This is a genomic window from Bordetella genomosp. 2 (assembly GCF_002261345.1).
In the GTDB taxonomy this organism is placed as follows: Bacteria; Pseudomonadota; Gammaproteobacteria; order Burkholderiales; family Burkholderiaceae_B; genus Bordetella_A.
The window spans coordinates 807,327-830,074 of sequence record NZ_NEVT01000003.1 but is presented as its reverse complement, the minus strand read 5'-3'; the positions used below and the strand labels follow the sequence as shown (position 1 = coordinate 830,074).

The following is a 22,748-nucleotide window of genomic DNA, read 5'->3' as shown; positions in this document are numbered from 1 at the left end:
CCTCAACGACTCGGGAGGTCGTCATGAAAAACACTATCCGTCTCGCCACCCTGGCCCTGCTGCTGGCCGCGCAGCCCGCCATGGCCGATTACCCTGAACGCGCCATTACGCTGATCGTACCGGCCGCCGCCGGCGGCAATGCCGACATCACGGCCCGCCTGGTCGGGCAGGCGATGAGCCAGCAGTTGGGCCAGCCCGTGGTGATCGAAAACCGCGTGGGCGCCGGCGGCCGCATCGGCACGCAGGCCCTGGTGCGCGCCAAGCCCGACGGCTACACCATCGGCTACGCGCACGTGGGCACCCTGGTGTTGCACCGCTATCTCTTCAAGCAGCAGCTCTACGACCTGGACAAGGACATCGCGCCGATCGGCCTGGTCGCCGAGACGCCCAATGTGATCGTGGTGAACGCCGCTTCGCCGTGGCAAGACCTGCGCAGCTTCATCGCGGCGTCCAAGGCCCAGCCCGACCGCCTGACCATGACGTCGGCGGACCCCGGCACGACCAGCGAAGTGGGCGTCAAGCTGTTCGTCGCGCAGACTGGCGCCGCGGTGCGCCAGATTCCCTACAAGGCCACCGCGGCGCAGTTGGCCGACCTGCTGGGCGGCCATGTCGATTCCATGATGGAAAACCTGCCGCCGCTGCTGGGCAATCTGAAGGACGGGCGCCTGCGCGCGCTGGCCGTCACCACCCGGCAACGGGCCGCCTCCAATCCGGACGTGCCCACCGTCGCTGAACAAGGCTATCCTGACTACGAACAATCGGCCTGGAGTGCGCTGGTGGCGCCGGCCGGCACGCCACCGCAGGCGATCGAGCGCCTGAACGCGGCGCTCAACGCAGCCCTGGCCTCGCCCGCCGTCAGCCAGGAACTGCGCGGCCGCTCGCAGGAGCCGCTGGGCGGCAAGCCGGCCGACGTCCAGGCGCAGATCGCAAAGGAACTGCCCAAGTGGGAGCGCGTCATCAAAGCTTCCGGCACCACGCTGGATTGAAGCGAGGGATCCTGTCACATGGCCAAGACCAGCCGCGAAGACTTCTCCTGCGCCGCCGCGACCAATGCCTCGGCCTATCGCCGCGTCACGGTGCCGGTATTGCGCATTGAGGCGGGCCCCGGCCCCGCCGTCGCCCTGGTGGCCGGCGTGCATGGCGACGAATGGGAGGGCCAGGCGGCCATCCTGGAACTCTGGCACAGCCTGCCCGACAGCCTGCAGCGCGGGACGGTATACCTGCTGCCGGCCGCTAACGCCGAGGCCTCGCTGGCCGGCACCCGGCTCTCGCCCTCCGACGGCGGCAACCTCAACCGCGCGTTTCTGGGCACGCCGGTGCGCGGCTATACCGAAAGCGTGGCGGCCGCGCTTGAAGCCCGGCTGTTGCCGCGCATCGACGCGATGATCGACGTGCACAGCGGCGGCGCATCGCTGCGCTACCTGCCCGCCTCGGTGATCACCCGCTACGGCGCGGATCCCTGCGACCCGCGCCTGCCCGCGCTGGCACAGGCGTTCGGCCTGCCTCATTGCGTCTTTTTCCGGTCCGGCGAGGACGGCTCCATGCCGGCGGCGGCCAGCCGCCACGGCGTGCTGCGCCTGAGCGCCGAGATCGGCGGCGGCGCGGAAACCGGTGCCGCACTGGTGCGGCAATGCCGCGACGGCCTGCTAGGATGCCTGGCGTACCTGGGGCTGCTCGAAACGCGCGGCCGGGCCGCCGCGCCGTCCGCGCTCTACGACCTGGACGCGCCCGCCGCCACCCTGCGCGCCCGCGATGGCGGCGTCTTCGTGCCCGCCGTCGAACTGGGCCAGGCGGTCGCGGCCGGACACGAGATCGGCCAATTGATCGAACCGGCCCGTCCGGACCTCCCGCCGCGCGCGCTTGCCAGCCCGCAGGCCGGCACGGTCGTCTGCCTGCGCGCCATGGCCCGCAGCGACGATGGCGACTGCCTGCTGCAAGTGGCGCCCGCCCGCGCCCTGGATTCTCTTGCCGAGTTGTACTGAAACATGCTGATGAACCCCCGCTTGTCCAGCCTGCGCTGCATCCGCTGCCAGGCCATCCTGCCCGTGGCCGATTATCCCGAGGGCTGCCCGCACTGCCTGGCCGCCGGCCATCCCGCCTCGCTCGAATGCCTGTATGAACCTTCCGGCGGCGCGGGCATGCCTTTGCCGGTGCTCGATCCGGTCACGCTCGGCGAAGGCGCCACGCCCTGCCTGCCGGCGCCCGCCCTGGCGCACGCCGAGGGCGTGGGCAGCGTCTGGCTGAAATGCGAGGGCGCCAACCCCACCGGCAGCCACAAGGACCGCATGGCCGCCCAGCTGGTCTCGCGCGCCCGCCTGGCGGGGGCCGCGCGCGTGGCGGCCGCTTCCAGCGGCAATGCCGGCGTGGCGCTGGCGGCCTATTGCGCCGCCGCGGGGCTGCAGGCGGACATCGCCATCATGCGCAATTGCCCGCCGCTGCAGCGCGAAGCCATGGAACGCTTCGGCGCCAAGCTCGCCACTTTCGAGGACAGCCTGGCGCGCTGGCCGTACGTGGCGCGGTTGTGCCGCGAGGAAGGCGCGTTCGCCGGCACCAACTACCTGAACCCGCCCGTGGGCACGCACGCGTTCGGCGTAGAGGGCTACAAGCCAATCGCCGAGGAAATCCTCGATACCGCCGGCCTGCCGACGGACATCCTGGTGCCGACCGCGCGCGGCGACCTGCTGTGGGGCATCATGCTGGGCTGGCAGCACCTGCGCGACACGGGCCGCGTCGCCCGCATGCCGCGGCTGCATGCCATCGAGCCGTACCCGCGCCTGGCGCGGGCCCTGGCCAGCGGCGATGCGCGGGGCCTGTGGGACGGCACCACCGGGCAATACTCGATCGCCGGCGGCACCTGCACCCTGCAATCGCTGCAGGCGCTGGCGCATTCCGGCGGCACGCCGCTGGCAGTTTCCGACGCCGCCGCCGCGCAGGCGCAACAACGACTGGCGCACCTGGGGCTGGCAACCGAGCTGTCGTCGGCCGCGGCTCTGGCGGGCGTTGCGCAACTCAAACAAGCCGGCCTGGTCGATGCGGAATCGTCGGTCGTGCTGCTGCTGACCTCGGACGGCCGGCGCGGCTGAGGGCGGCCGGGACGCGGCTGCCGCGCCGGCCACGCCGGGCCGTCAGACGCCGAACCGCTGCACCAGCGGCGCCAAGGCCTCGCGCAGGCAGGTCGCCCAGAACTTGCCGGCCTCGGACAGGGGCCGGCTGCCATGCAGGATCATGTGGCATTCGAAGTGCACCGGCACGGCCAGCGGCCGGAACGCCAGGCCCATGGGCTCCATGCCCACGGCCGTGGCCGGGTTGGCGATGCCCACGCCGTGCCCCGCCAGCGCCAGTTGGCACACGGTGCTGGAATACGGCGTCTCGATCGCCACGCGCAAGGTCTCGCCGGCCGCCCGCAACAGGGCATCCAGGCGCTTGCGCGAACCATCCTCGCTATTGAGCGCGATCACATCCGCCTCGGCCAGGCAGGCCAGGTCCACTTGCTCCAGGCGTGCCATGGGATGCGCCTTCGGGAACACGGCCACGGCCCGCAGGCTGGCCAGCCGGTGCCCGCGCAGCCCTTCGAGCTCGGACTCGTCCGCCACCAGGGCCAGGTCGAGTTCGCCCGACACGACCATGTCCCGCAAGGTATTGGAGTCGCGGATCTGCAGGTACAGCGGCGTGTCGGGATAGCGCGCGCGAAAGCGCCCGATGGCCGGGCTGACCACCACGCCGCTGTAGGCGTGGATGCAGCCCACCCGCAGGCGCGGCTGCGCCGCGCCGCGGATGGCGCGGATCTTGCGCCCCAGGCTTTCCAGGCCCACGTTCAGGCGGCGGATTTCCTCGTACAGCAGGGTCGCCTCGGGCGTGCGCTGCATGCGCTGGCGCACTCGCTCGAACAGCCGCAACTCTATGCTGGCCTCCAGCGCGGCGAGCGTGGCGCTGACAGTGGCCGGCGAGACATCCAGGCGCCGGGCCGCGGCCGTCACGCTCTCGGTTTCATAGACGGTGCGGAACGTTTCGACCTGCTTGAGCGTAAAAGTCATGGCGGCGCGCCGTGGTTCAGATCCGTTGCAGGTCCAGCAGCACCCGCCGGGTGGACAGCGGCCGGCCGGCCAGGTTGGCGGCCAGCCGTTCGCGCAGGTCGCGGCGCAGCGCCGGTTCGGTGGCGGGATCGTCGAAATCCGGCTCGGCCTCGTCGATGCCGTAGCCGGTCTCGCGCAGCAAGGTCCATTCGAAGCGCCGCAGCGCGCCGGCCGCCCGCGTCCCGCCCGCCAGTTGCTGCAGGGCGGTGTCGTAGGCGTCGAACAACGCCGGATGGGCATCCTCGCGCGGCAGCAGGCGCAACAGCAGTTCGTTCATGTACCAGGCCGACATCAGGCCCGTGCCGGTCAGCGCGCGCAGCCCGGCGACCTCGGCGCGAGTCAGCGTCTTCACCTCGCCGGCGCCGCTCCAGGACAGCTGCAGCGGCTGGAAGGCCGACAGCACCGGCCGCAGCACCGAATACGGGCGCTTGGCGCCCTTGGCCACCAGCGCCACGCAGCCATGTTCGCGGGAAAAGCTCTGGACGATCAGGGATGTCTCGCGCCACGCGGTGGCGTGGAGCATATAGGCGGCGCAATCCTGGACGCGGTGCGCCCTTCTACTCATAGCCCAGGTCGCGCAGCGCGCTTTCGCGGTCCGACCAGCCCTTGCGCACCTTGATATAGACCTCCAGGTGCACCGGCTTGTCGAGCAACTTGGCAATGTCCTGGCGCGCCTCGGTGGCGATGCGCTTCATGTGCGCCCCGCCGGCGCCCAGCAGGATGGGCCGGTGGCTGTCGCGCTCGACCACGACACAGGCGGCCACGCGGGCGTTCTGGTCAGTTTCTTCCCATTGCTCGATGACGACCGTACAGCCATAGGGCAGTTCGTCGCCCACCAGCCGGAAGATCTTCTCGCGCAGCAGTTCGGCGGCGATGAACCGCACCGGCCGGTCCGTCAGCGTGTCTTCCTCGAACAGCGGCTCGCCCTCGGGCAAGCGGCTGGCGATCTCGTCGAGCAGCTCGCCGAGCTGCTGGTTCTTGATGGCGCTGACCGGCACCACGGCATCATAGGGATGCTGGGCGACGATCCTGGAGACGAACGGATAGAGCTCATCGCGGCGCTTGAGCGCGTCGATCTTGCTGACCACCAGGATGGTCCGGCGCGGCTCGGGCAGCAGCGGCAGCAGCTTGGCATCACCGTCGGTCCACTTGCCCGCCTCGACCACATGCACCACCACGTCCACCTCGGCCAGCGCCTGCGTGACCACGCGGTTCATCATGCGGTTCATGGCGCCGCCATGACGCGTCTGGAAGCCCGGCGTGTCGACGAACACGAACTGCTCGTGCTCCCGCGTCAGCACGCCATGGATGCGATGCCGCGTGGTTTGCGCTTTGCGCGACACGATGGAGATCTTCGAGCCGATCAGGGCGTTGGTGAGCGTCGACTTGCCGACATTGGGACGGCCGACCACGGCAACGAAGCCGGTCCGGAAAGGGGTATCGCTCATTTGACCTCTTGGGCAACCGCCACGGGCAGCGACAGTTGCGCGGTTTTGCGCGCCTTGCCGGACTTGCGCGCGGCACGGCTGGCCGGACTGATGGTCTGGGCAGCCTCGAGCGCCAGCTTGGCGGCCGATTGTTCAGCCGCGCGCCGGCTGGCGCCAGGGGCCACGACCTTGATCTCGAGCGCCGGAATGGCGCATTCGACTTCGAACTGCTGGCTGTGCGCGGCGCCATGGGTGGCCACCACGGTATACAGCGGCAGCGCCAGCTTGCGGCCCTGCAGGAATTCCTGCAACAGGGTCTTGGCGTCCTTGCCGAGCGTCTTGGGGTCGACGCTGGCCAGCACCGGCTGGTACTGGCGCACAATGACCTTGCGCGCCGCCTCAAAGCCGGCATCCAGGAAAGTGGCGCCGAAAATCGCCTCGACCGCGTCGGCCAGGATGGATGGACGGCGAAAGCCGCCGCTCTTGAGTTCGCCCTCGCCCAGGCGCAGGTGTTGCGAAAGCTCCAGCCGCTGGCCGATGTCGGCCAGCGACGCCTGCTTGACCAGGTTGGCCCGCAGCCGCGACAGGTCGCCTTCGTCGAGCTTGGGAAAACGTTCGAACAACATGGCCGCCACGACGAAATTCAGCACGGAATCACCCAGGAATTCCAGGCGCTCGTTGTGGCGAGCGCTGTGGCTTCGGTGCGTCAGCGCCTGCTCGAGCAGGGCAGGATTGCCGAAGCGATGATCCAGGCGGGTTTCCAGCGTGGCGAGGGACATGTCAATTAAAACTGCCGATACGGCTGAGGTCGCTGAAGTTCATCCAGACAAAGAATGCCTTCCCGACGATATTAGCGTCAGGGACGAACCCCCAGTAGCGGCTGTCGGCGCTGTTGTCCCGGTTGTCGCCCATGGCGAAATAATGGCCTTCAGGTACTTTGCAGCGTACTCCATTACGGGCGTAATCGCAGTTCTTCAGGTTGGGAAATTTCCAGATCGGGCCGTAAATCTGGGATTTGCTCTCATCCAGCAGTATTTTGTGCTCAACGTCGCCCAATTTCTCTTTATATTGAGCAATATAAGAAACCCGGTCCGGCTCGAAATACTGGCCGTCGGCGGTGTGCGGCACCAGTTGGCCGTTGACGTAGAGCTTCTTGTCCACATAGGCGACCTCGTCGCCCGGCAGGCCGACGATGCGCTTGATGTAGTCCACCGCGGGGTCCACGGGATAGCGGAACACCACCACATCGCCGCGCTGCGGCGAACCCACCTCGATGACCTTCTGGTCGATGATGGGCAGGCGGATGCCATAGCTGAACTTGTTGACCAAGATAAGGTCTCCCGATTGCAGCGTGGGCAGCATGGAACCCGACGGGATGCGGAACGGCTCGACCACGAACGAGCGCAGCACGAACACAAACAGGATCACCGGAAAGAAGCTGACCGCGTACTCCACCCACCACGGCACGCAGGTGGCGGCCGAGGCGGCTTCCTGGCGCAGGCGCGCCGCTTCCTGGGGATCGGCCGCATGGCTGGTGTCCGTCGCCGCGGCGGCGGCCTGGGCGCGCTGCGCGCGCCGGCGCCGCAATACCGCGACATCCAGGGCCCAGATGACGCCGGTTACTACCAGCAGCACAAAAAGTATCAGTGCAAAATTCCAGCTCATGGGGTATGCCGCCTTTTATCGCTACTTGTCTTCGACTTGCAGAATGGCCAGGAAAGCCTCTTGCGGGATTTCTACGCTGCCGACCTGCTTCATGCGCTTCTTGCCGGCCTTCTGCTTTTCAAGCAGCTTCTTCTTGCGGGTGATGTCGCCGCCGTAGCACTTGGCCAGCACGTTCTTGCGCAACGCCTTGACGTTCTCGCGCGCGATGACTTCGGCGCCGATGGCCGCCTGGATGGCCACGTCGAACATCTGGCGCGGGATCAGGCCGCGCATGCGGGTGACCACGTCGCGGGCCCGGTGCCGGGCATTGGCGCGGTGCACGATCATGGCGAGCGCGTCGACCTTGTCGCCGTTGATGAGCAGGTCGACCCGGACCACGTCGGCCGAGCGGTACTCGAGGAACTCGTAGTCCATCGAGGCGTAGCCGCGCGACACGGACTTGAGCCGGTCGAAGAAATCGAGCACGATCTCGGCCAGCGGTATCTCGTAGGTCAAGTGCACCTGGCGCCCGTGATAGCTCATGTTGATCTGCACGCCGCGCTTGTTGTTGCACAGCGTCATGACCGGCCCCACGTACTCCTGGGGCATGAACAGCGTCACCTTGACGATGGGCTCGCGGATGTCGGCGATCTTGCCGATCTCCGGCATGCGCGACGGGCTGTCGATGACTTCGAGGCTGCCATCGCGCTGCTCGACTTCGTACACCACCGACGGCGCGGTGGTGATGATGTCCATGTCGAATTCACGCTCCAGGCGCTCCTGCACGATCTCCATGTGCAGCAGCCCCAGGAAGCCGCAGCGGAAGCCGAAACCGAGCGCCTGCGAGACCTCGGGCTCGAACATCAGCGCCGCGTCGTTGAGCTTGAGCTTCTCGAGCGAATCGCGCAGTTGATCGTATTCCGAGCTTTCGACCGGATACAGGCCGGCGAACACCTGCGGCTTGACCTCCTTGAAGCCGGGCAGCGGGCTGGGCGCCGGCTTGCCCGCCAAGGTGATGGTATCGCCCACTTTGGCGTGGGCCAGTTCCTTGATGCCGGCAATGACGAAGCCTACTTCGCCGGCCGACAGCTCGGTGCGCGGCTGCGACTTGGGCGTGAACACGCCGGTCTGCTCGCACAGGTGGGTGGCGCCGGAGGCCATCAGCAGGATCTTGTCCTTGGGACGCAGCACCCCGTTGACGATGCGCACCAGCATGACCACGCCGACGTAGTTGTCGAACCAGGAGTCGATGATCAGCGCCTGCAGCGGCGCAGCGGGGTCGCCCTTGGGCGGCGGCACGCGCGCCACGATGGTTTCGAGGATCTCGTCGATGCCCTGCCCCGTCTTGGCGCTGGCCAGCACCGCCTGCGAGGCATCGATGCCGATGACGTCCTCGACCTCCTGGCGCGCCGCATCGGGGTCGGCCTGGGGCAGGTCCATCTTGTTCAAGACGGGCAGGACCTCGACGCCCAGTTCGATGGCGGTATAGCAATTGGCCACGGTCTGGGCCTCGACGCCCTGCGAGGCGTCCACGACCAGCAGCGCGCCTTCGCACGCCGACAGCGAACGGCTGACCTCGTACGAGAAGTCGACGTGGCCCGGGGTGTCGATCAGGTTCAGGTTGTATACCTTGCCATCCTGGGCCTGGTACTGCAGGGCGGCGGTCTGGGCCTTGATGGTGATGCCGCGCTCGCGCTCGATATCCATGGAATCCAGCACCTGCGCCGACATTTCGCGCGCCGCCAACCCGCCGCAACGCTGGATCAGGCGATCGGCCAGGGTCGATTTGCCATGATCGATATGGGCAATGATGGAGAAATTGCGGATATGCTGCATAGGGTGGATTAAAAAGGGACGAATCGCGCGGGACCGGCGCATGCACCCGCCCGGCGGCGGGCCAAAAACGAGGGGGCGCATGGCGCCCCCTTTTTGCGGCAACCAGCCATTTTAGCTGGTCTTGCGGGTTATTTGGACGGCTCTACCGCCACCCACTGGGTTTGGTCGCCGCGGCGCACCAGCAGGCCGGCTGCCTTGCCCTTCGGCAGGCGCTTGACCAGGTCCTGGAACTGGCTGGCGCCGGTCACGTCGGTGTTGTTGATGGCCAGCACGATGTCGCCAGGCCGCAGGCCCGCCATGGCGGCAGCGCCGTCGGCGACACGCACCTGCACCCCGCCCTTGATGCCCAGCTTGCGCTGGACCTCGGCCGGCACGTCGACCACGCCCAGCCCCAGCGCATTGCCGGTCTGCTCCGGCACGGCTTCTTGCTGGGCGTCGGCGGCCGCGGCCGTGCTGGTGAGCTCGCCCACCTTGACCGACAGCGTGACCGTCTTGCCACGGCGCCACACTTCCATGTCGGCGCGGGTACCCGGCTTGGTCTCGCCGACGATGCGCGGCAGGTCGGACCAGCGCTTGATCGCCTCGCCATGGAACGAGGTGATCACGTCGCCCGGCTTCACGCCGGCGTCGGCGGCCGGGCCGTCCGCCTCGACGTTGCTGACCAGCGCGCCCTCGGCGCGCGGCAGGCCGATCGCTTCGGCGACGTCCTTGCCCACTTCGCTGATCTGCACGCCGATGCGGCCGCGAGTGACCTTGCCGGTGGCGCGCAGCTGGTCGGCCACGCGCATGGCCTCGTCGATGGGAATCGCCAGCGAAATGCCCATGAAGCCGCCGCTGCGCGAGATGATCTGCGAATTGATGCCGACCACTTCGCCGTTCAGGTTGAGCAGCGGGCCGCCCGAGTTGCCGGGGTTGACCGCCACGTCGGTCTGGATGAAGGGCAGGTATTCGCCGGTGTCGCGGCCGATGGCGCTGACGATCCCCGCGGTGGCGGTGGAATCCAGGCCGAACGGCGAACCGATGGCCAGCACCCATTGGCCTTTCTTGAGCTGCTTCGGATCGCCGATCGACAGCGGCGTCATGCCCTTGGCGTCGACCTTGATCAGGGCCACGTCGGTGCGCTCGTCGGTGCCGACGACCTTGGCCTTGAACTCGCGCCCGTCGGTGAGCGTCACGTAGATGTCGGCCGCGTCGCTGACGACGTGGTTATTGGTGAGGATATAGCCGTCTTCGGAGATGAAGAAGCCGGACCCCACGCCGCGCGGCACCTTGCGCTCCTCGGGAGCCTGGCGCGGCATCTGCTGCTGCGGCGGCATGCCGGGCGGCTGGAAATCGGGGCCGAAGAACCAGCGGAACAGTTCGTAGGGATCGGTGCCGCCAGGCGAGCGCACCGGCACGTTGGCCGTGGTGCGGATGTTCACGACGCCGGGATCGACCTTGGCAATGATGCCGCTGAAATCAGGCAGCGCCACGGCGGGCGGAGCGGATTGGGTCTGCGCCTGTGCCGTGGGCCCATAGGCGCCAGCCAGCATGACGGCGGCCAGCAGGGCCAGGAAGAAGCGCCGGAAAAAAGAGTTCGACACTGAAAGTGTTTTCATGAGAGGACTCCGAAAATTCCCCAACCTTTTGCAGGTTTTGTTGTTATTGAGGTGATACGGGCACGTATTCAGTGGACGTGGCGAGCTGTTCCAGCGTGGCGGCCGGGACCTCGCCCAAGGCGGTGAGCCAGAAGTCAGCAATGCGCGTGCCGTAGATATTGATGGCGCCACGGCGCGCCGCGCCGGCCGACATGGGGTGCCCGCGCTCGCTGTCGTACGGCTCGATGAACACCGAGATGGCGGCCAGGCCGTCGGACAGCACCAGTTGGTTGACCGTGCTGCGGCCCATCGAGCGCTTGACCTGCATCATGGCCACGAAGCCCCGGGGGGCCGGGATGCGCCACCCCTGGGCGGCCAGGTCGACCGGCTCGATGCGCGGCTGCAGCACTTTCCAGTCGCGCGTGCTCCAGCGCGAAGACAGCTCGGCGGGATCGACGCCGCCGCCCACCTTGATGGATGTGAACGATACCTGCTCCACGACGCCCTGCTCGGGATCGACGGTCTGGGCCTTGAGCAGCAGGTTGGTGTCCACGTCGGCGCACAGGCGGTAGCCATACCGAAGGCCGTCGCGCGGCTCGATGGTGACGATGCGGCACTGGCGGTCGGCGACGCGATGCAGCTTGTCCTGGGCACGGATGTCGTAATGCTGGGCCAGCTCGGTGGGATTGCCCAGCAGCAGGCCGGGGAAGCGGTCGCCGCGCCGCGGCTCCATGAGGACCGTCTTGCGCTCGGGGATCAGGCACTGGATCTCGTCGTTGTGGCGCAGATACTCGCGCGGCTGGCCGTCGAGGATCTCGAGCCGCTCGCGCTCGCCGGTGCCGTCGATGACATGCACCAGGCGCGACGACTGGATGACTTCACCCTGCTGGTACAGGAACACCCCGGCGTAATCCTGCTTGCGGGCCGCCTGCTGGATGTCGTACAGGAGCTGGATGGAGGCCGCGCTGGACTGCGGCGGCTCGGCCGCCCGGGCCGCCTCGTGGCCGGCGAGCGCCATCAGGAAGGCGGCGGTCAGGGCCCAGCCGGCGCTTTGCGCGGGCCAGCGGACCAGGCCGCGCGGTCGACAGAACTGTTGCAACTGCGCGATCAACGTCCGGCTCCGGCATCGAACGAGACCTGGCGCACCGCGCTGGGGCCGGCCATCTGGCGATGGGCTTCGAGATAGTCGCGCAGGCCCGGGGTTTCGGATGCCGACGCATCGGCCAGCACGCGGGTATCGGCCGGCCGGCTCGAGCCGCCCATGATGTACGGCTGCGCCACCCAGGCCACGGTGGCCACGGCGGCGACCACGGCCAGGCCGGACAGCCCTAGCCGCAGCGGCGACCGGCGCCGCTGCGGGGCGACGATGGGCAATTCGGCATCCAGCGCCCGCGACAGGCGCGCATGGAACGCCGCGCTGGGGTTGACGGCCAGGTCGGCGTTGCGCAGGGCATCGCCGATCAGGTGATAGGTGTCCCAGGTTCGGCGGCCCTGCGGGGAGGCGAGATCATGGAAAATGTCTTCGGACACTTCGCCGTCCATCCAGGCAGAGACCGATTCCTCCAGGGATATGTCGGCATCCACCGCGGATTTGGCTGCTGTTTGCATGACTGCCGCTCCTTACCAACGACGCTCGGCATCGGTGTCCAGCAGGGGACGCAACCGATTGGCAATGGCCTCGCGCGCCCGGAAAATGCGGGAACGCACGGTACCAATCGGGCAATCCATGCTCTGGGCGATGTCTTCGTAACTCATACCTTCGATTTCACGCAGCACGATAGCGGTCCGGAGCTCTTCGGGCAATTCCTCGATGACCGCGTTGACCGTTTCGGCGATCTCGCGGCTGGCGACCATGGCTTCCGGCGTGCTGATATCGGTTAGGTTGTCTGTTTCGTTAAAAGTTTCACCGTCTTCGGTCTCGATTGCATTGGGCGCGCTGGGACGCCGCCCGGCCGAGGCCAGCCAGTTCCGGGCCGTATTGACGGCAATACGATACAGCCAAGTGTAAAAAGCGCTTTCGCCCCGGAACTGCGGCAGGGCCCGGTAGGCCTTGATGAAGGCCTCCTGGGCGACGTCCTCGATTTCGGCCGGGTCGCGGATCATGCGGCTCAGCAGGCGCAGGATCTTGCGCTGGTACTTCAAGACCAGCAGGTCGAAGGCCTTCTTGTCGCCGCGCTGGACGCGGGCGACCAGCTCGGCGTCGACGTCGCGTTCGCTCATGGCGCCCCCTCGGCGGGCGGCGCCAGGCGCTGTGCGGCCCCGGTCAGCAGGCAGAGCCGGCGCCAGCGGGACGCGGGTAGGCCGGCCCGCCATACGGTGGCCCGGCAATTTGTAACAGCACGCCCCGGCGCCGCATCCAGCCGCAGCCGCAGGTCGAGCCAGCAGGCCCCGCGCCGGCTGTCGGACAGGGTGGCATGGCGCCACTGGCCCGCGCACCGCACCTGCCAGCGCCGTGTGCCGGCGACGGCCCGGACGGCCTGAACGGCTGGGCCGCGGCGACGCCGCCGGAGCATCAGGGCCGCGCCCCCGGCCGTGCCGGCCAGGACGGCCAGCCCGGCCGCCCCCGCCTGCCACCAAGCGGACACCGCGAGGCCGGCCGCGGCCCCTGCCATGGAGGTACGGCCCAGCAGCGCCACGCTGTTCGGGCAGCGCACCGGTACGCGCAGCGTCCGGCGGCCGAGATCCCGGCGCGCAAGTCCAAATCAGATCCGGCGAACGGCCATGGAGCCGTTGGTGCCGCCGAAACCGAAGGAATTGGAAATCGCCACGTCGATCTTCATGTCCCGCGCCTGGTTGGCGCAGTAATCCAGGTCGCATTCCGGATCCTGGTTGAAGATGTTGATGGTGGGCGGCGACTTCTGGTGGTAGACCGCCAGGGTGGTGAACACGGCCTCGATGCCGCCGGCGGCGCCCAGCAGGTGGCCGGTCATGGACTTGGTGGAGTTGACCACCAGCTTCTTGGCGTGGTCGCCGAAAGCCAGCTTCAGGGCGTCGGACTCGTTCTTGTCGCCCAGGGGCGTGGAAGTGCCGTGCGCGTTGACGTAGTCGACCTCGTCGAGGTTGATGCCGCCGTTGCGCAGAGCGTTGAGCACTCCGCGGCGCGGCCCGTCTTTGTCGGGCGCGGCGATGTGGTGGGCGTCGGAACTCATGCCGTAGCCGGCGAACTCGCCGTAGATGCGCGCGCCGCGCTTCTTGGCGTGTTCGTATTCTTCGAGCACCAGCACGCCGGCGCCCTCGCCCAGCACGAAGCCGTCGCGATCGCGGTCCCAGGGACGCGAGGCGGTGGCGGGATCGTCGTTGCGCGTGGAAAGCGCCCGCATGGCCGCGAAGCCGCCGATACCCAGCGGCGACACGGTGGACTCGGCGCCGCCGGCCAGCATGATGTCGGCATCGCCGTATTCGATCAGGCGCGCCGCGTCGCCGATGCAGTGCAGACCCGTGGTGCAGGCCGACACGACGGCATAGCTGGGGCCCTTCATGCCGAACATGATGGACAACTGGCCCGAGATCAGGTTGATGAGCGAACCCGGCACGAAGAACGGCGAAATGCGCCGCGGGCCCTTGGCCAGCAGGTCGGTCTGGGTTTCCTCGATGCGGGGCAGGCCGCCGATGCCGGAGCCCACGATGACGCCGATGCGCTCGGCGTTGGCGTCGGTGACTTCGAGCCCGCTGTCGCGCCATGCCTGTATGCCGGCCGCCATGCCGTAATGGATGAAGGTGTCCATCTGGCGGGCTTCCTTGGCGGGCAGGTATGCGGTGACGTCGAAATCCTTGACCTCTCCCGCGATGTGCGTGGTGATGGCCGAGGGATCGAAACGGGTGATGCGGCCGATGCCGGAACGTCCGTTGACGATATTGTCCCAGGCGCTGGAAATGTCGTTGCCCACGGGCGACACGATACCGAGGCCGGTGATGACGACTCGTCGCTTCACGGATGACTCCTAAAACAGACAAAAGAAAGGCGGTTTTCGGATGCGCTGCGCGTGCGGACCGCCCGGCCGCGGAGACATCGCTAGGACGCCCCCGCGCACGGACCGCACGGCACTCCTGAAACCGCCCCGCTTCCCGGCCGCGCCCGCAAGGCGGTGGCGTCCGGGAGAATACAGGCTGAGCTTACTGCTTACCGTGCGAATTGATGTAGTCAATCGCTTGCTGCACGGTGGTGATCTTTTCGGCCTCTTCGTCGGGGATCTCGGTCTCGAATTCATCTTCGAGCGCCATGACCAGCTCAACCATATCGAGCGAATCGGCACCGAGGTCGTCAAGGAAGGAGGACTCGTTCTTGATCTCGGCTTCGTTGACGCCAAGTTGTTCAGCGACGATCTTCTTGACGCGCTGTTCGATGCTTTCCATGCAGATCTCCAATTGGGAAAAATCCCGCGAATTATAGCCAAGCGTAGAGGAATGCCAACGCCCGGCCGTGACAAAAATGACTGTGTGTCCCTGACTGGCCGTTCTGGGACGGCCTTATTGCATATACATGCCGCCGTTGACGTGCAAGGTGGTTCCGGTAATGTAACCCGCCTGGGGGCTCGATAAAAAGGCCACCGCATGAGCGATGTCAACGGGCGACCCCAGCCGCCCCAGCGGGATCTGCTGCAGCAGCGCGGCGGTCTGGTCTTCGCCCAGCGCACGGGTCATGTCGGTGTCGATGAAGCCGGGCGCCACGCAATTGACGGTAATGTTGCGGCTGCCCAGCTCGCGCGCCAGCGCGCGCGACATGCCGGCGACGCCTGCCTTGGCGGCCGCATAGTTGGCCTGGCCGGCGTTGCCGCTGGCGCCCACCACGGAGGTCACGTTGATGATGCGGCCCCAGCGGGCTTTCATCATGCCGCGCAAGACGGCGCGCGACAGGCGGAAGACCGCCGCCAGGTTGGTGTCGATGACCGCCGACCAGTCGTCGTCCTTCATACGCATGGCCAGGTTGTCGCGCGTGATGCCGGCATTATTGACCAGGATGTGCGGCCCGCCGCCGGCTTCCTTGCCAAGCGCCTCGATCAGGGCGTCGCAGGCCTGCGCATCGGTGACGTCGAGCACCACGCCGCGACCGCCCAGGGGCGCCAGCGCATCGGTGATGGCCTGCGCGCCGGACTCGCTGGTGGCAGTGCCGACCACGATGGCGCCGCGCGCCGCCAGCTCTTGTGCAATGGCCTTGCCGATGCCGCGCGTGGCGCCGGTCACCAGGGCCATCTTGCCCTGCAAATCTGCGGATTGTTTTTCCATGTCAGTTTCCGTTGTCGGCGGCCCGCCCCGCCACGGGGCGCGCCTTTGTCAGTCCTTGCCCAGCGTGGCCAGCGCGGCGTCGAGCGAGGCCGGGTCGGTGATCGACAGGCCGGTGAGCTCGCCGTCGATGCGCTTGGTCAGCCCGGCCAGCACCTTGCCGGGGCCGCACTCCACGACGTGGGTGACGCCCTGCGCCTTCATGGCGCGCAGGGTCTCGACCCAGCGCACAGGATACCATGCCTGCCGCACCAGCGCATCCCGGATCGCGGCGGGTTCGGAGGGCGCGGCCACGTCGACGTTGTTGATGACGGGCACTTGCGGCGCGGCGACCTCGGCCTGCGCCAGGGCGCCGGCCAGCACTTCGGCGGCCGGACGCAGCAGGCTGGAATGGAACGGCGCCGATACCGGCAGCGGCAGGGCGCGCTTGGCCCCGGCCGCCTTGGCGGCCTCGCAGGCCCGCTCCACGGCGGCCTTGTGCCCGGCGATGACCACCTGGGCGGGCGCGTTGAAATTGACGGCCTCAACCACTTCGCCCTGGGCGGACTGCGCACACGCCGCGCGCACCGCGTCGTCGTCCAGGCCCAGGATGGCGGCCATGGCGCCGGTGCCCACCGGCACGGCGGCCTGCATGGCGTCGGCGCGGATGCGCACCAGGCGCACGGCGTCTTCGAGCGCCAGCGCGCCGGCAGCGGCCAGGGCGGCGTACTCGCCCAGGCTGTGGCCGGCCATCACGTCGGGCAGGCGGCCGCCGGCGGCGCGCCAGGCGGCGAATACGGCCATGCCCGCGGTGAGCATGGCGGGCTGGGTGTTGGTGGTGAGGTTGAGCTGCTCGGCCGGCCCCTGGGCGATCAGGGCGCCCAGGTCCTGGCCGAGCGCCTCGCCGGCCCGGGCCACGACGTCGGCCACGGCCGCGTTGCCGGCCCAGGCATCGAGCATGCCGACCGACTGGGATCCCTGGCCGGGAAAGACAAAGGCGATTTTCATGATGGAATGTATCGACTTGAATACAGAATCGATGAGGATAACCCGACCTCGGGGCGCGGCGCCCGGGACGGCGAGCCCGGCGTTACATGCGCACCAGGACCGAACCCCAGGTGAAGCCGCCCCCGACGCCCTGCATCAGCACCAGCTGGCCGGGCTTGATGCGGCCATCGCGGCGCGCGGCGTCGAGCGCCAGCGGCACGCTGGCCGCCGAGGTGTTGGCGTGCGAATCGACGGTGATCACCACTTTTTCGGTGGGAACACGCAACTTGCGCGCCAGGAAATTGAGGATGCGGACGTTGGCCTGGTGCGGGACCAGCCAGTCGACATCGGCCACGTCGACGCCGGCCTCGGCGCAGACGTCGCGCGCCGACCGGTCGAGCACCGTGACGGCCTGCTTGAACACGGCCTGCCCGTCCATGCGCAGGAACGGGTCGCCCGTGACATCGCCATAGGCGACGTTGCCGGCGGCGCAGAGAATGCCGGTTTGCGAGCCGTCGGCATGCAAATGCGCGGCCAGGATGCCGGGCTGGTCGGAGGCCTTGAGCACGACCGCGCCGGCGCCATCGCCGAACAGCACGCAGGTGCGGCGATCGTTCCAGTCGAGGATGCGGGAGAACACCTCGGCGCCGATGACCAGCGCGCAGCGCGCGCGGCCGGCCCGGATGAAGGCGTCGGCGGTGCTCAGGGCGTAGACGAAGCCGCTGCACACTGCCTGCACGTCGAAGGCGGCTCCGCCCTTGGCGCCCAGGTTGGCCTGCACCAGGCAGGCCGTGCTGGGAAAGACGAAATCGGGCGTGGAAGTGGCGACGATGATGAGATCGAGATCGGCGGCCTGCACGCCGGCGTCGGCCATGGCGCGCTGCGCGGCCTCGGTGGCGAGCTGGCTGGTGGTGACGCCGCGCTCGGCCAGGTGCCGCTGGCGGATGCCGGTGCGCTCGACGATCCATTCGTCGGAAGTGGCGATGTCGCGCGTGGCCAGTTCGGCGGCCAGTTCGTCATTGGACACGACCCGCTCCGGCAGGAAGCTGCCCGAGCCGGCAATCACGGCGTAAGTCATTGCGGTATCCATCAAACGGTGTCCCCGGCCGCCTCGGGCGCGCCGGCGGCGGCCTCGCCCATCTGGACGCGCTGGGTGATGAGCGCCACGGCCTGGGCGGTGCGTTCCTGCAGTTTACTCACCACCGCTTCGCGCGCGCGCTGCAGCGCGAAGCCATAGGCGTAGACGTCGGCCGAACCGTGGCTCTTGATGACCACGCCGCGCAGGCCCAGCAGCGCGGCGCCATTGTAGCGGCGGTTGTCGACACGGTTGCGCAGGCGATTGAGGACCGGCCTGGCGATGGCGCCCGCCAGCAGCGTGACGAGGTTGCGCTTGAATTCCTCGCGGATCACGCTCGAGAGCATCTTGGCCAGGCCTTCGACGGACTTGAGCACCACATTGCCGACGAAGCCGTCGCAGACGACGACGTCGACCGTGCCCTTGAAGATATCGTTGCCCTCGACGTTGCCCTGGAAATTGAGCGGGCTGCGCCGCAGCAGCTCAGCGGCTTCCTTGACCACCTCGTTGCCCTTGATGACTTCCTCGCCGATGTTCAACAGGCCCACCGAAGGATTGTCGCGGCGATCGACCGCCTGGGTCAGCGCCGCGCCCATGATGGCGAACTGCAGCAGGTGTTCCGCCGTACAGTCGACATTGGCGCCGAGGTCCAGCACGGTAGTGGCGCGACCGGTCTGGTTGGGAATGGACGTGGCAATGGCCGGACGGTCGATGCCGTCCAGCGTCTTGAGCACGTAGCGCGAGATGGCCATCCAGGCGCCGGTATTGCCGGCCGACACGCAGGCGTCGGCGCGGCCGTCCTTGACGGCCTGGGCCGCCAGGCGCATGGAGGAGTCCTTCTTGCGGCGCAGGGCGACCTCGACCGGGTCGTCCATGGAGACGACCTCGGTGGCCGGCACGATTTCCAGGCGCTCGCGCGGCGCGTCCTTGTGCTCGGCCAGCGCCGCCTCGATGGCGTCGGGCAGGCCGACCAGCAGCAGCCGGGAGTCCGGGAATTTCCGGGCGAACTCGATGGCGGCCGGAATCGTGACGGGCAGACCGAAGTCGCCGCCCATGCAGTCGATGGCGATGCGTATCACGGTTGCCAGTTCAGCGCTGCCGTAATCGTCCGGGACGCGGGCTCCGCCGCGGCTCATTCGTCAGCCTTGGTCTTCAGGACCTTGCGGCCACGATAGAAGCCGTTCGGGCTGATGTGGTGGCGCAGGTGGGTTTCGCCCGTGCTGGGCTCGATCGCCGTCGGCGGATTGACCAGAAAGTCGTGCGAGCGATGCATGCCGCGCTTGGACGGGGACTTCTTGTTTTGTTGAACAGCCATGATGACTCCTAGAAACGGGCCGCATTGTACGCGATGCGGCCCGATGTTGACCTAATCTTTATGCTTCAGTTGCTCGAGCACCGCGAACGGCGACGGACGCTCGGCGGCGGGAGCCTGGGGGGCGTCGCCGTCTTTGGCCTGCGCACCCGGGCATTCATCATGCCTGGGTACGTACGGAATGCTCAGGATGAGCTCGTCTTCGACCTGGGCCAACAGATCGAAGCGATGCGAGCCCACCACCTTTTCGGGCAGCGAGTCCGCGAGATCCGGGTCTTGCGCATCGAGGGACAGGTCGTCGTCGAGCTCGTCTTCGGACTCGACCAACTGCAGCACTGTCCGGGAATCTATCGCATAAGCAAACGGGGCATTGCAACGCTGGCAGACCAGCACCGGACTGGCCTGCACATGCAGGTGCAGCAGCGGCTGGCCGGCGGCGATGCCGGTCTTGGCCACGCCCTTGCCGATTTCGCCCCGCACCGACCACCTGACCAGGCCAGCCTCGCCGCCGGGCTGCTCGGGCAGCCCTTCGACAACCCTGGCCAGGCGCACGAGCGGCACGGTACCCTGCACCGTATCGCCCTTGCGCGCCAACGCAAAAGCATCGATCACGGTATTCGCCGCAGCCGAGCCAACCGGACTGGGCAGCCGGGCCGCTTCCGTCCGTTCATTCTTGCTCATGCGAACTCCATGCTGACATGCTTTGGCCGACAACGCGAGCCGCAGGGCCACACCGCCTGTCACGGCCTGGCTGCCACGGCCCGGGCAACGAAACCCCGGCTCCTGCAAAAATCCCGCAAAACGTTAGATAATACCGTGACTTACGTATCACCGTCAAACTCTGCATGCCTACTTCTCCCCCTCGCCTGATCCTCGCCTCGAGCTCGCGCTACCGCCGCGAGCTGCTGTCCCGGCTGCGCCTGCCGTTCGAGGCCATTGCGCCGGACGTCGACGAAACCCCGCATCCGGGGGAAACCCCGGCCGCGCTGGCGCTGCGGCTGTCGGTCGACAAGGCGATGGCGATCGCCGCCCGCCGCCCCGGCTGCATCGTGATCGGCTCCGACCAGGTCGCCACGGCCGACGGCCAGCCCATCGGCAAGCCGGGCGACTTCGACCGCGCCCGGGCCCAGTTGCGGGCGCTGGCCGGCCGCCAGGTCGAGTTCCACAGCGCCCTGGCGGTGACTGACGGCAACCGGGTGGAAAAAACCGACGTGGTGACGCGCTGCCGCTTCCGGCCCCTGACGGACGCCGCCATCGATGCCTACCTGCGCGCCGAGGAGCCCTACGATACCGCGGGCAGCGCCAAGGCGGAAAGCCTGGGCATCGCCCTCATGGAATCGATCCAGAGCGACGACCCCACGGCCATCATCGGCCTGCCGCTCATTGCGCTCACCGGCATGCTGGCCTCGTTCGGCCTGGACCCCCTCACGCAAGGCGCGGCATGAGCGGCGCCCTGCATCTGATTCCGGTCGCGCTGGGCGACGCCCCGCCCGAGCGCTGGCTGCCCGCCGACGCCCGCGCCCTGGCCGGCAGCCTTGATACCTATATCGCCGAAAATGCCAAGACGGCGCGCGCCTTCCTGAAACAGGTCGGCACGGCGCGCCCGCTGCAGGAAATCACCATCCACACCCTGACCGACAAGACCGACGCCGGCCAGATACAGCAATGGCTGGCCCCAGTGCGCCAGGGCCGCGATATCGGCCTGGTCTCGGAAGCCGGCTGCCCGGCGGTGGCCGACCCGGGCGCCGCGGTGGTGGCGGCGGCACACCGCCTGGGGCTGCAGGTGCGCCCCTGGGTGGGGCCGTCGTCGATCCTGCTGGGCCTGATGGCCAGCGGCCTGGACGGGCAGCGCTTTGCCTTCCATGGCTATGCTCCGGTCGACCCGGCCGAGCGCGCCCGCCAATTGCGCGCCTGGGAACAGCACTCCGCGCGCCACCACCAGACACAGCTGCTGATCGAAACGCCCTATCGCAACGCGGCCATGTTCGCCACTTTGCTGGCCTCGCTGCGCGGCGACACGCGCCTGTGCGTGGCCCGCTCCCTGACGACCGCCGACGAATGGGTGCGCACCCACAGCATCGCCGAATGGAAAACCCGCCCGGCGCCCGAGCTGGACAAGCGGCCGACCCTGTTCCTGTACCTGGCCGGCCGCCCATGAGCCGGCCGCGCATCCTCGCCCGACTGGCGGCGCTCGCGGCGGCGGCGCTGTTGCTGGGCGGATGCGCCAGCCATGCGCCCGACCGGCTCGACATCGATACATCGGTGACGGCGGCCAGCCAGGACAGCCGGGTGCGCTATATCGTGCTGCACTACACCTCGGCCGGGCGCGACCGGGCGCTCGATCTGCTGTCGCGCGGCGGCGTCAGCACGCACTACCTGATCACCGACGATGCGCGGCCGCGCGTCTACCGCCTGGTCGACGAAACGCGCAGCGCCTGGCATGCCGGCGAGAGCGCCTGGTACGACCAGGTGTCGCTGAACCCGGTGTCGATCGGCATCGAGCTGGTCAACGCCGGCCGCCGGGACGGCGCCGACGGCGCGCCGAGCTGGCAGCCGTACGCCGACGCGCAGATCGAGACCCTGGTGCGGCTAATGCACGACCTGCTCGCGCGGCATCAGGTGCGGCCCGAGAACATCGTGGGCCACAGTGACATCGCGCCGCAGCGCAAGACCGACCCCGGCCCGCTCTTCCCCTGGAAACGACTGGCGCAGGCCGGTATCGGCCGCTGGTACGACGAAGCCCTGGCGGCGGCGCACTGGGTCACGCTGCAGCGCGAGGGCGTGCCGGACGTTGCCTGGTTCCAGCGGCAGCTGGCGCGCCTGGGCTACGCCTGCCCGCAGCACGGGCGGCTGGACCGGGCCACGCGCAATGTACTGGCGGCATTCCAGATGCACTATCGCCCGGACGACTACAGCGGGCGGCCGGACGCCGAGACGGCGGCCATCATGATGGCGCTGCCGGCGCCCGGCTAGCGCGCCCGCAGCCAGGCCGCCACGCGCCAGCCCAGCAGCGCCAGCAGCACCGCCCCGTATGCCAGGGGCTGCTGGAAATCGTGCTTGCCGGCCTTGTGCCACCACAGGTGCACGATGGCCAGCACCCCGATCAGGTAGACGGCGCGGTGCAGCGCCTGCCAGCGCCGGCCCAGCTTGCGCATGGCCCACTGCGTCGAGGTGGCCGCCAGCGCCGTCATGCAGACGAAGGCCGCGAAGCCGGCGGTGATGAAGGGCCGCTCGGCCACGTCGCGCAGCATGGAGGCCGGGTCCAGCCCGCGGTCCCACCATACCCACGCCAGGAAATGCAGGCTGCCATAGAAAAAGGCGAACAACCCGCAGGGCCGGCGCAGCCGTACCAGGGCCGGCTGCCGCAACAGGCGCCGCAGAGGGGTGATGGACAGCGTCACCAACAGGCACACCAGCGTCCAGGTGCCGGAAGAGCGCGTCAGGAACTCGACCGGGTTGGCGGTCAGGCCATCGTGGAAACCCAGCCAGATCCAGCGGGCGAACGGCAGCAGCCCGGCGGCGAACAGGATGGGCTTGAACCGCCCGATTGCCGCGGCCGACCACTGCGCCGGGCGCGGGGCGGTCTGGGTGCCTGCCATGCTAGTAGGGCCTCGTCAT

The 22,748-nt window shown here is 68.4% G+C and carries 25 protein-coding genes; 6 read left to right on the top strand and 19 right to left on the bottom strand.

Features of this window, described 5'->3' with window-relative positions:
* The first annotated feature begins 23 nt into the window (after positions 1–23).
* The 3 genes from CAL24_RS06090 to CAL24_RS06080 are packed head-to-tail and all read left to right on the top strand — an operon-like array spanning position 24 to position 3,083.
* Positions 24–986, top strand: a complete 963-nt coding sequence (locus CAL24_RS06090; protein ID WP_028356345.1) for a Bug family tripartite tricarboxylate transporter substrate binding protein — start codon at positions 24–26, stop codon at positions 984–986.
* Between the two features lie 18 nt (positions 987–1,004).
* Complete coding sequence (locus tag CAL24_RS06085; protein ID WP_094806039.1) at positions 1,005–1,982, top strand: succinylglutamate desuccinylase/aspartoacylase domain-containing protein; 978 nt, start codon at positions 1,005–1,007, stop codon at positions 1,980–1,982.
* A 3-nt stretch (positions 1,983–1,985) separates the two neighbouring features.
* Positions 1,986–3,083: a pyridoxal-phosphate dependent enzyme gene (locus CAL24_RS06080; RefSeq protein WP_094806037.1), complete on the top strand. Its 1,098-nt coding sequence runs from the start codon at positions 1,986–1,988 to the stop codon at positions 3,081–3,083.
* Positions 3,084–3,125: 42 nt separating this feature from the next.
* Here the strand turns inward: CAL24_RS06080 and CAL24_RS06075 are convergent, their stop codons facing one another.
* From CAL24_RS06075 to CAL24_RS05985, 18 genes are all read right to left on the bottom strand, one after another.
* Positions 3,126–4,034, bottom strand: a complete 909-nt coding sequence (locus CAL24_RS06075; RefSeq protein ID WP_028356348.1) for a LysR family transcriptional regulator — start codon at positions 4,032–4,034, stop codon at positions 3,126–3,128.
* A gap of 16 nt (positions 4,035–4,050) precedes the next feature.
* Positions 4,051–4,638 (bottom strand): DNA repair protein RecO, encoded by a 588-nt coding sequence (recO, locus tag CAL24_RS06070; protein ID WP_028356349.1) that lies wholly within the window; start codon positions 4,636–4,638, stop codon positions 4,051–4,053.
* Positions 4,631–5,521, bottom strand: a complete 891-nt coding sequence (gene era / locus CAL24_RS06065) for a GTPase Era (protein ID WP_028356350.1) — start codon at positions 5,519–5,521, stop codon at positions 4,631–4,633. The genes recO and era overlap by 8 nt, the downstream gene beginning before the upstream one ends.
* On the bottom strand, positions 5,518–6,279 hold the full coding sequence (gene rnc / locus CAL24_RS06060; RefSeq protein WP_028356351.1) for a ribonuclease III: 762 nt from the start codon (positions 6,277–6,279) through the stop codon (positions 5,518–5,520). The genes era and rnc overlap by 4 nt, the downstream gene beginning before the upstream one ends.
* A gap of 1 nt (position 6,280) precedes the next feature.
* Positions 6,281–7,165 carry a signal peptidase I gene (gene lepB / locus CAL24_RS06055; protein ID WP_094806035.1) on the bottom strand — a complete coding sequence of 295 codons (885 nt, stop codon included), beginning with the start codon at positions 7,163–7,165 and terminating at the stop codon, positions 6,281–6,283.
* Positions 7,166–7,186: 21 nt separating this feature from the next.
* On the bottom strand, positions 7,187–8,980 hold the full coding sequence (gene lepA / locus CAL24_RS06050) for a translation elongation factor 4 (RefSeq protein WP_028356353.1): 1,794 nt from the start codon (positions 8,978–8,980) through the stop codon (positions 7,187–7,189).
* Between the two features lie 128 nt (positions 8,981–9,108).
* The gene (locus tag CAL24_RS06045; RefSeq protein WP_094806034.1) at positions 9,109–10,578 is read right to left on the bottom strand and encodes a DegQ family serine endoprotease; all 1,470 of its coding nucleotides are present in this window, start codon (positions 10,576–10,578) and stop codon (positions 9,109–9,111) included.
* Positions 10,579–10,621: 43 nt separating this feature from the next.
* Positions 10,622–11,665 (bottom strand): MucB/RseB C-terminal domain-containing protein, encoded by a 1,044-nt coding sequence (locus tag CAL24_RS06040; protein ID WP_419670733.1) that lies wholly within the window; start codon positions 11,663–11,665, stop codon positions 10,622–10,624.
* Positions 11,665–12,165: a sigma-E factor negative regulatory protein gene (locus CAL24_RS06035; protein ID WP_094806032.1), complete on the bottom strand. Its 501-nt coding sequence runs from the start codon at positions 12,163–12,165 to the stop codon at positions 11,665–11,667. Before CAL24_RS06035 ends, CAL24_RS06040 begins: the two co-directional genes overlap by 1 nt.
* A gap of 12 nt (positions 12,166–12,177) precedes the next feature.
* Entirely contained in the window at positions 12,178–12,777 is a 600-nt protein-coding gene (gene rpoE, locus CAL24_RS06030; RefSeq protein WP_028356357.1) for an RNA polymerase sigma factor RpoE, read from the bottom strand.
* A gap of 482 nt (positions 12,778–13,259) precedes the next feature.
* Entirely contained in the window at positions 13,260–14,489 is a 1,230-nt protein-coding gene (fabF, locus tag CAL24_RS06020; protein WP_094806028.1) for a beta-ketoacyl-ACP synthase II, read from the bottom strand.
* Between the two features lie 181 nt (positions 14,490–14,670).
* Positions 14,671–14,910 (bottom strand): acyl carrier protein, encoded by a 240-nt coding sequence (acpP, locus tag CAL24_RS06015; protein WP_003813816.1) that lies wholly within the window; start codon positions 14,908–14,910, stop codon positions 14,671–14,673.
* 114 nt (positions 14,911–15,024) lie between these two features.
* A complete protein-coding gene (fabG, locus tag CAL24_RS06010; RefSeq protein ID WP_028356360.1) occupies positions 15,025–15,780 on the bottom strand; it encodes a 3-oxoacyl-ACP reductase FabG in 756 nt (251 codons plus the stop codon).
* 48 nt (positions 15,781–15,828) lie between these two features.
* Positions 15,829–16,764: an ACP S-malonyltransferase gene (gene fabD / locus CAL24_RS06005; protein WP_094806027.1), complete on the bottom strand. Its 936-nt coding sequence runs from the start codon at positions 16,762–16,764 to the stop codon at positions 15,829–15,831.
* 82 nt (positions 16,765–16,846) lie between these two features.
* Positions 16,847–17,833, bottom strand: coding sequence for a beta-ketoacyl-ACP synthase III (locus CAL24_RS06000; protein WP_028356362.1), 987 nt, complete (start codon positions 17,831–17,833; stop codon positions 16,847–16,849).
* Complete coding sequence (plsX, locus tag CAL24_RS05995) at positions 17,833–18,897, bottom strand: phosphate acyltransferase PlsX (protein ID WP_094806502.1); 1,065 nt, start codon at positions 18,895–18,897, stop codon at positions 17,833–17,835. Before plsX ends, CAL24_RS06000 begins: the two co-directional genes overlap by 1 nt.
* A gap of 53 nt (positions 18,898–18,950) precedes the next feature.
* A complete protein-coding gene (rpmF, locus tag CAL24_RS05990) occupies positions 18,951–19,133 on the bottom strand; it encodes a 50S ribosomal protein L32 (protein WP_094806025.1) in 183 nt (60 codons plus the stop codon).
* Between the two features lie 51 nt (positions 19,134–19,184).
* Positions 19,185–19,778 (bottom strand): YceD family protein, encoded by a 594-nt coding sequence (locus tag CAL24_RS05985; protein WP_028356364.1) that lies wholly within the window; start codon positions 19,776–19,778, stop codon positions 19,185–19,187.
* A 197-nt stretch (positions 19,779–19,975) separates the two neighbouring features.
* Between CAL24_RS05985 and CAL24_RS05980 the strand changes: the two genes are divergently transcribed.
* The 3 genes from CAL24_RS05980 to CAL24_RS05970 are packed head-to-tail and all read left to right on the top strand — an operon-like array spanning position 19,976 to position 22,103.
* Complete coding sequence (locus CAL24_RS05980) at positions 19,976–20,575, top strand: Maf family nucleotide pyrophosphatase (RefSeq protein WP_028356365.1); 600 nt, start codon at positions 19,976–19,978, stop codon at positions 20,573–20,575.
* On the top strand, positions 20,572–21,288 hold the full coding sequence (locus tag CAL24_RS05975) for an SAM-dependent methyltransferase (RefSeq protein ID WP_028356366.1): 717 nt from the start codon (positions 20,572–20,574) through the stop codon (positions 21,286–21,288). The genes CAL24_RS05980 and CAL24_RS05975 overlap by 4 nt, the downstream gene beginning before the upstream one ends.
* The gene (locus CAL24_RS05970) at positions 21,285–22,103 is read left to right on the top strand and encodes an N-acetylmuramoyl-L-alanine amidase (RefSeq protein ID WP_038854078.1); all 819 of its coding nucleotides are present in this window, start codon (positions 21,285–21,287) and stop codon (positions 22,101–22,103) included. Before CAL24_RS05975 ends, CAL24_RS05970 begins: the two co-directional genes overlap by 4 nt.
* Here CAL24_RS05970 and msrQ read toward each other — a convergent pair.
* Complete coding sequence (msrQ, locus tag CAL24_RS05965) at positions 22,100–22,729, bottom strand: protein-methionine-sulfoxide reductase heme-binding subunit MsrQ (RefSeq protein ID WP_028356368.1); 630 nt, start codon at positions 22,727–22,729, stop codon at positions 22,100–22,102. The two genes, CAL24_RS05970 and msrQ, sit on opposite strands and share 4 nt — an antisense overlap.
* Positions 22,730–22,748 lie beyond the last annotated feature (19 nt).

Bases quoted from the DNA above. Each gene is read 5' to 3' on its own strand.
- CAL24_RS06090 (WP_028356345.1), top strand. From the start codon at position 24: ATGAAAAACACTATCCGTCTCGCCACCCTGGCCCTGCTGCTGGCCGCG.
- CAL24_RS06085 (WP_094806039.1), top strand. From the start codon at position 1,005: ATGGCCAAGACCAGCCGCGAAGACTTCTCCTGCGCCGCCGCGACCAAT.
- CAL24_RS06080 (WP_094806037.1), top strand. From the start codon at position 1,986: ATGCTGATGAACCCCCGCTTGTCCAGCCTGCGCTGCATCCGCTGCCAG.
- CAL24_RS06075 (WP_028356348.1), bottom strand. From the start codon at position 4,034: ATGACTTTTACGCTCAAGCAGGTCGAAACGTTCCGCACCGTCTATGAA.
- recO (WP_028356349.1), bottom strand. From the start codon at position 4,638: ATGAGTAGAAGGGCGCACCGCGTCCAGGATTGCGCCGCCTATATGCTC.
- era (WP_028356350.1), bottom strand. From the start codon at position 5,521: ATGAGCGATACCCCTTTCCGGACCGGCTTCGTTGCCGTGGTCGGCCGT.
- rnc (WP_028356351.1), bottom strand. From the start codon at position 6,279: ATGTCCCTCGCCACGCTGGAAACCCGCCTGGATCATCGCTTCGGCAAT.
- lepB (WP_094806035.1), bottom strand. From the start codon at position 7,165: ATGAGCTGGAATTTTGCACTGATACTTTTTGTGCTGCTGGTAGTAACC.
- lepA (WP_028356353.1), bottom strand. From the start codon at position 8,980: ATGCAGCATATCCGCAATTTCTCCATCATTGCCCATATCGATCATGGC.
- CAL24_RS06045 (WP_094806034.1), bottom strand. From the start codon at position 10,578: ATGAAAACACTTTCAGTGTCGAACTCTTTTTTCCGGCGCTTCTTCCTG.
- CAL24_RS06035 (WP_094806032.1), bottom strand. From the start codon at position 12,165: ATGCAAACAGCAGCCAAATCCGCGGTGGATGCCGACATATCCCTGGAG.
- rpoE (WP_028356357.1), bottom strand. From the start codon at position 12,777: ATGAGCGAACGCGACGTCGACGCCGAGCTGGTCGCCCGCGTCCAGCGC.
- acpP (WP_003813816.1), bottom strand. From the start codon at position 14,910: ATGGAAAGCATCGAACAGCGCGTCAAGAAGATCGTCGCTGAACAACTT.
- fabG (WP_028356360.1), bottom strand. From the start codon at position 15,780: ATGGAAAAACAATCCGCAGATTTGCAGGGCAAGATGGCCCTGGTGACC.
- fabD (WP_094806027.1), bottom strand. From the start codon at position 16,764: ATGAAAATCGCCTTTGTCTTTCCCGGCCAGGGATCCCAGTCGGTCGGC.
- CAL24_RS06000 (WP_028356362.1), bottom strand. From the start codon at position 17,833: ATGGATACCGCAATGACTTACGCCGTGATTGCCGGCTCGGGCAGCTTC.
- rpmF (WP_094806025.1), bottom strand. From the start codon at position 19,133: ATGGCTGTTCAACAAAACAAGAAGTCCCCGTCCAAGCGCGGCATGCAT.
- CAL24_RS05980 (WP_028356365.1), top strand. From the start codon at position 19,976: ATGCCTACTTCTCCCCCTCGCCTGATCCTCGCCTCGAGCTCGCGCTAC.
- CAL24_RS05975 (WP_028356366.1), top strand. From the start codon at position 20,572: ATGAGCGGCGCCCTGCATCTGATTCCGGTCGCGCTGGGCGACGCCCCG.
- CAL24_RS05970 (WP_038854078.1), top strand. From the start codon at position 21,285: ATGAGCCGGCCGCGCATCCTCGCCCGACTGGCGGCGCTCGCGGCGGCG.
- msrQ (WP_028356368.1), bottom strand. From the start codon at position 22,729: ATGGCAGGCACCCAGACCGCCCCGCGCCCGGCGCAGTGGTCGGCCGCG.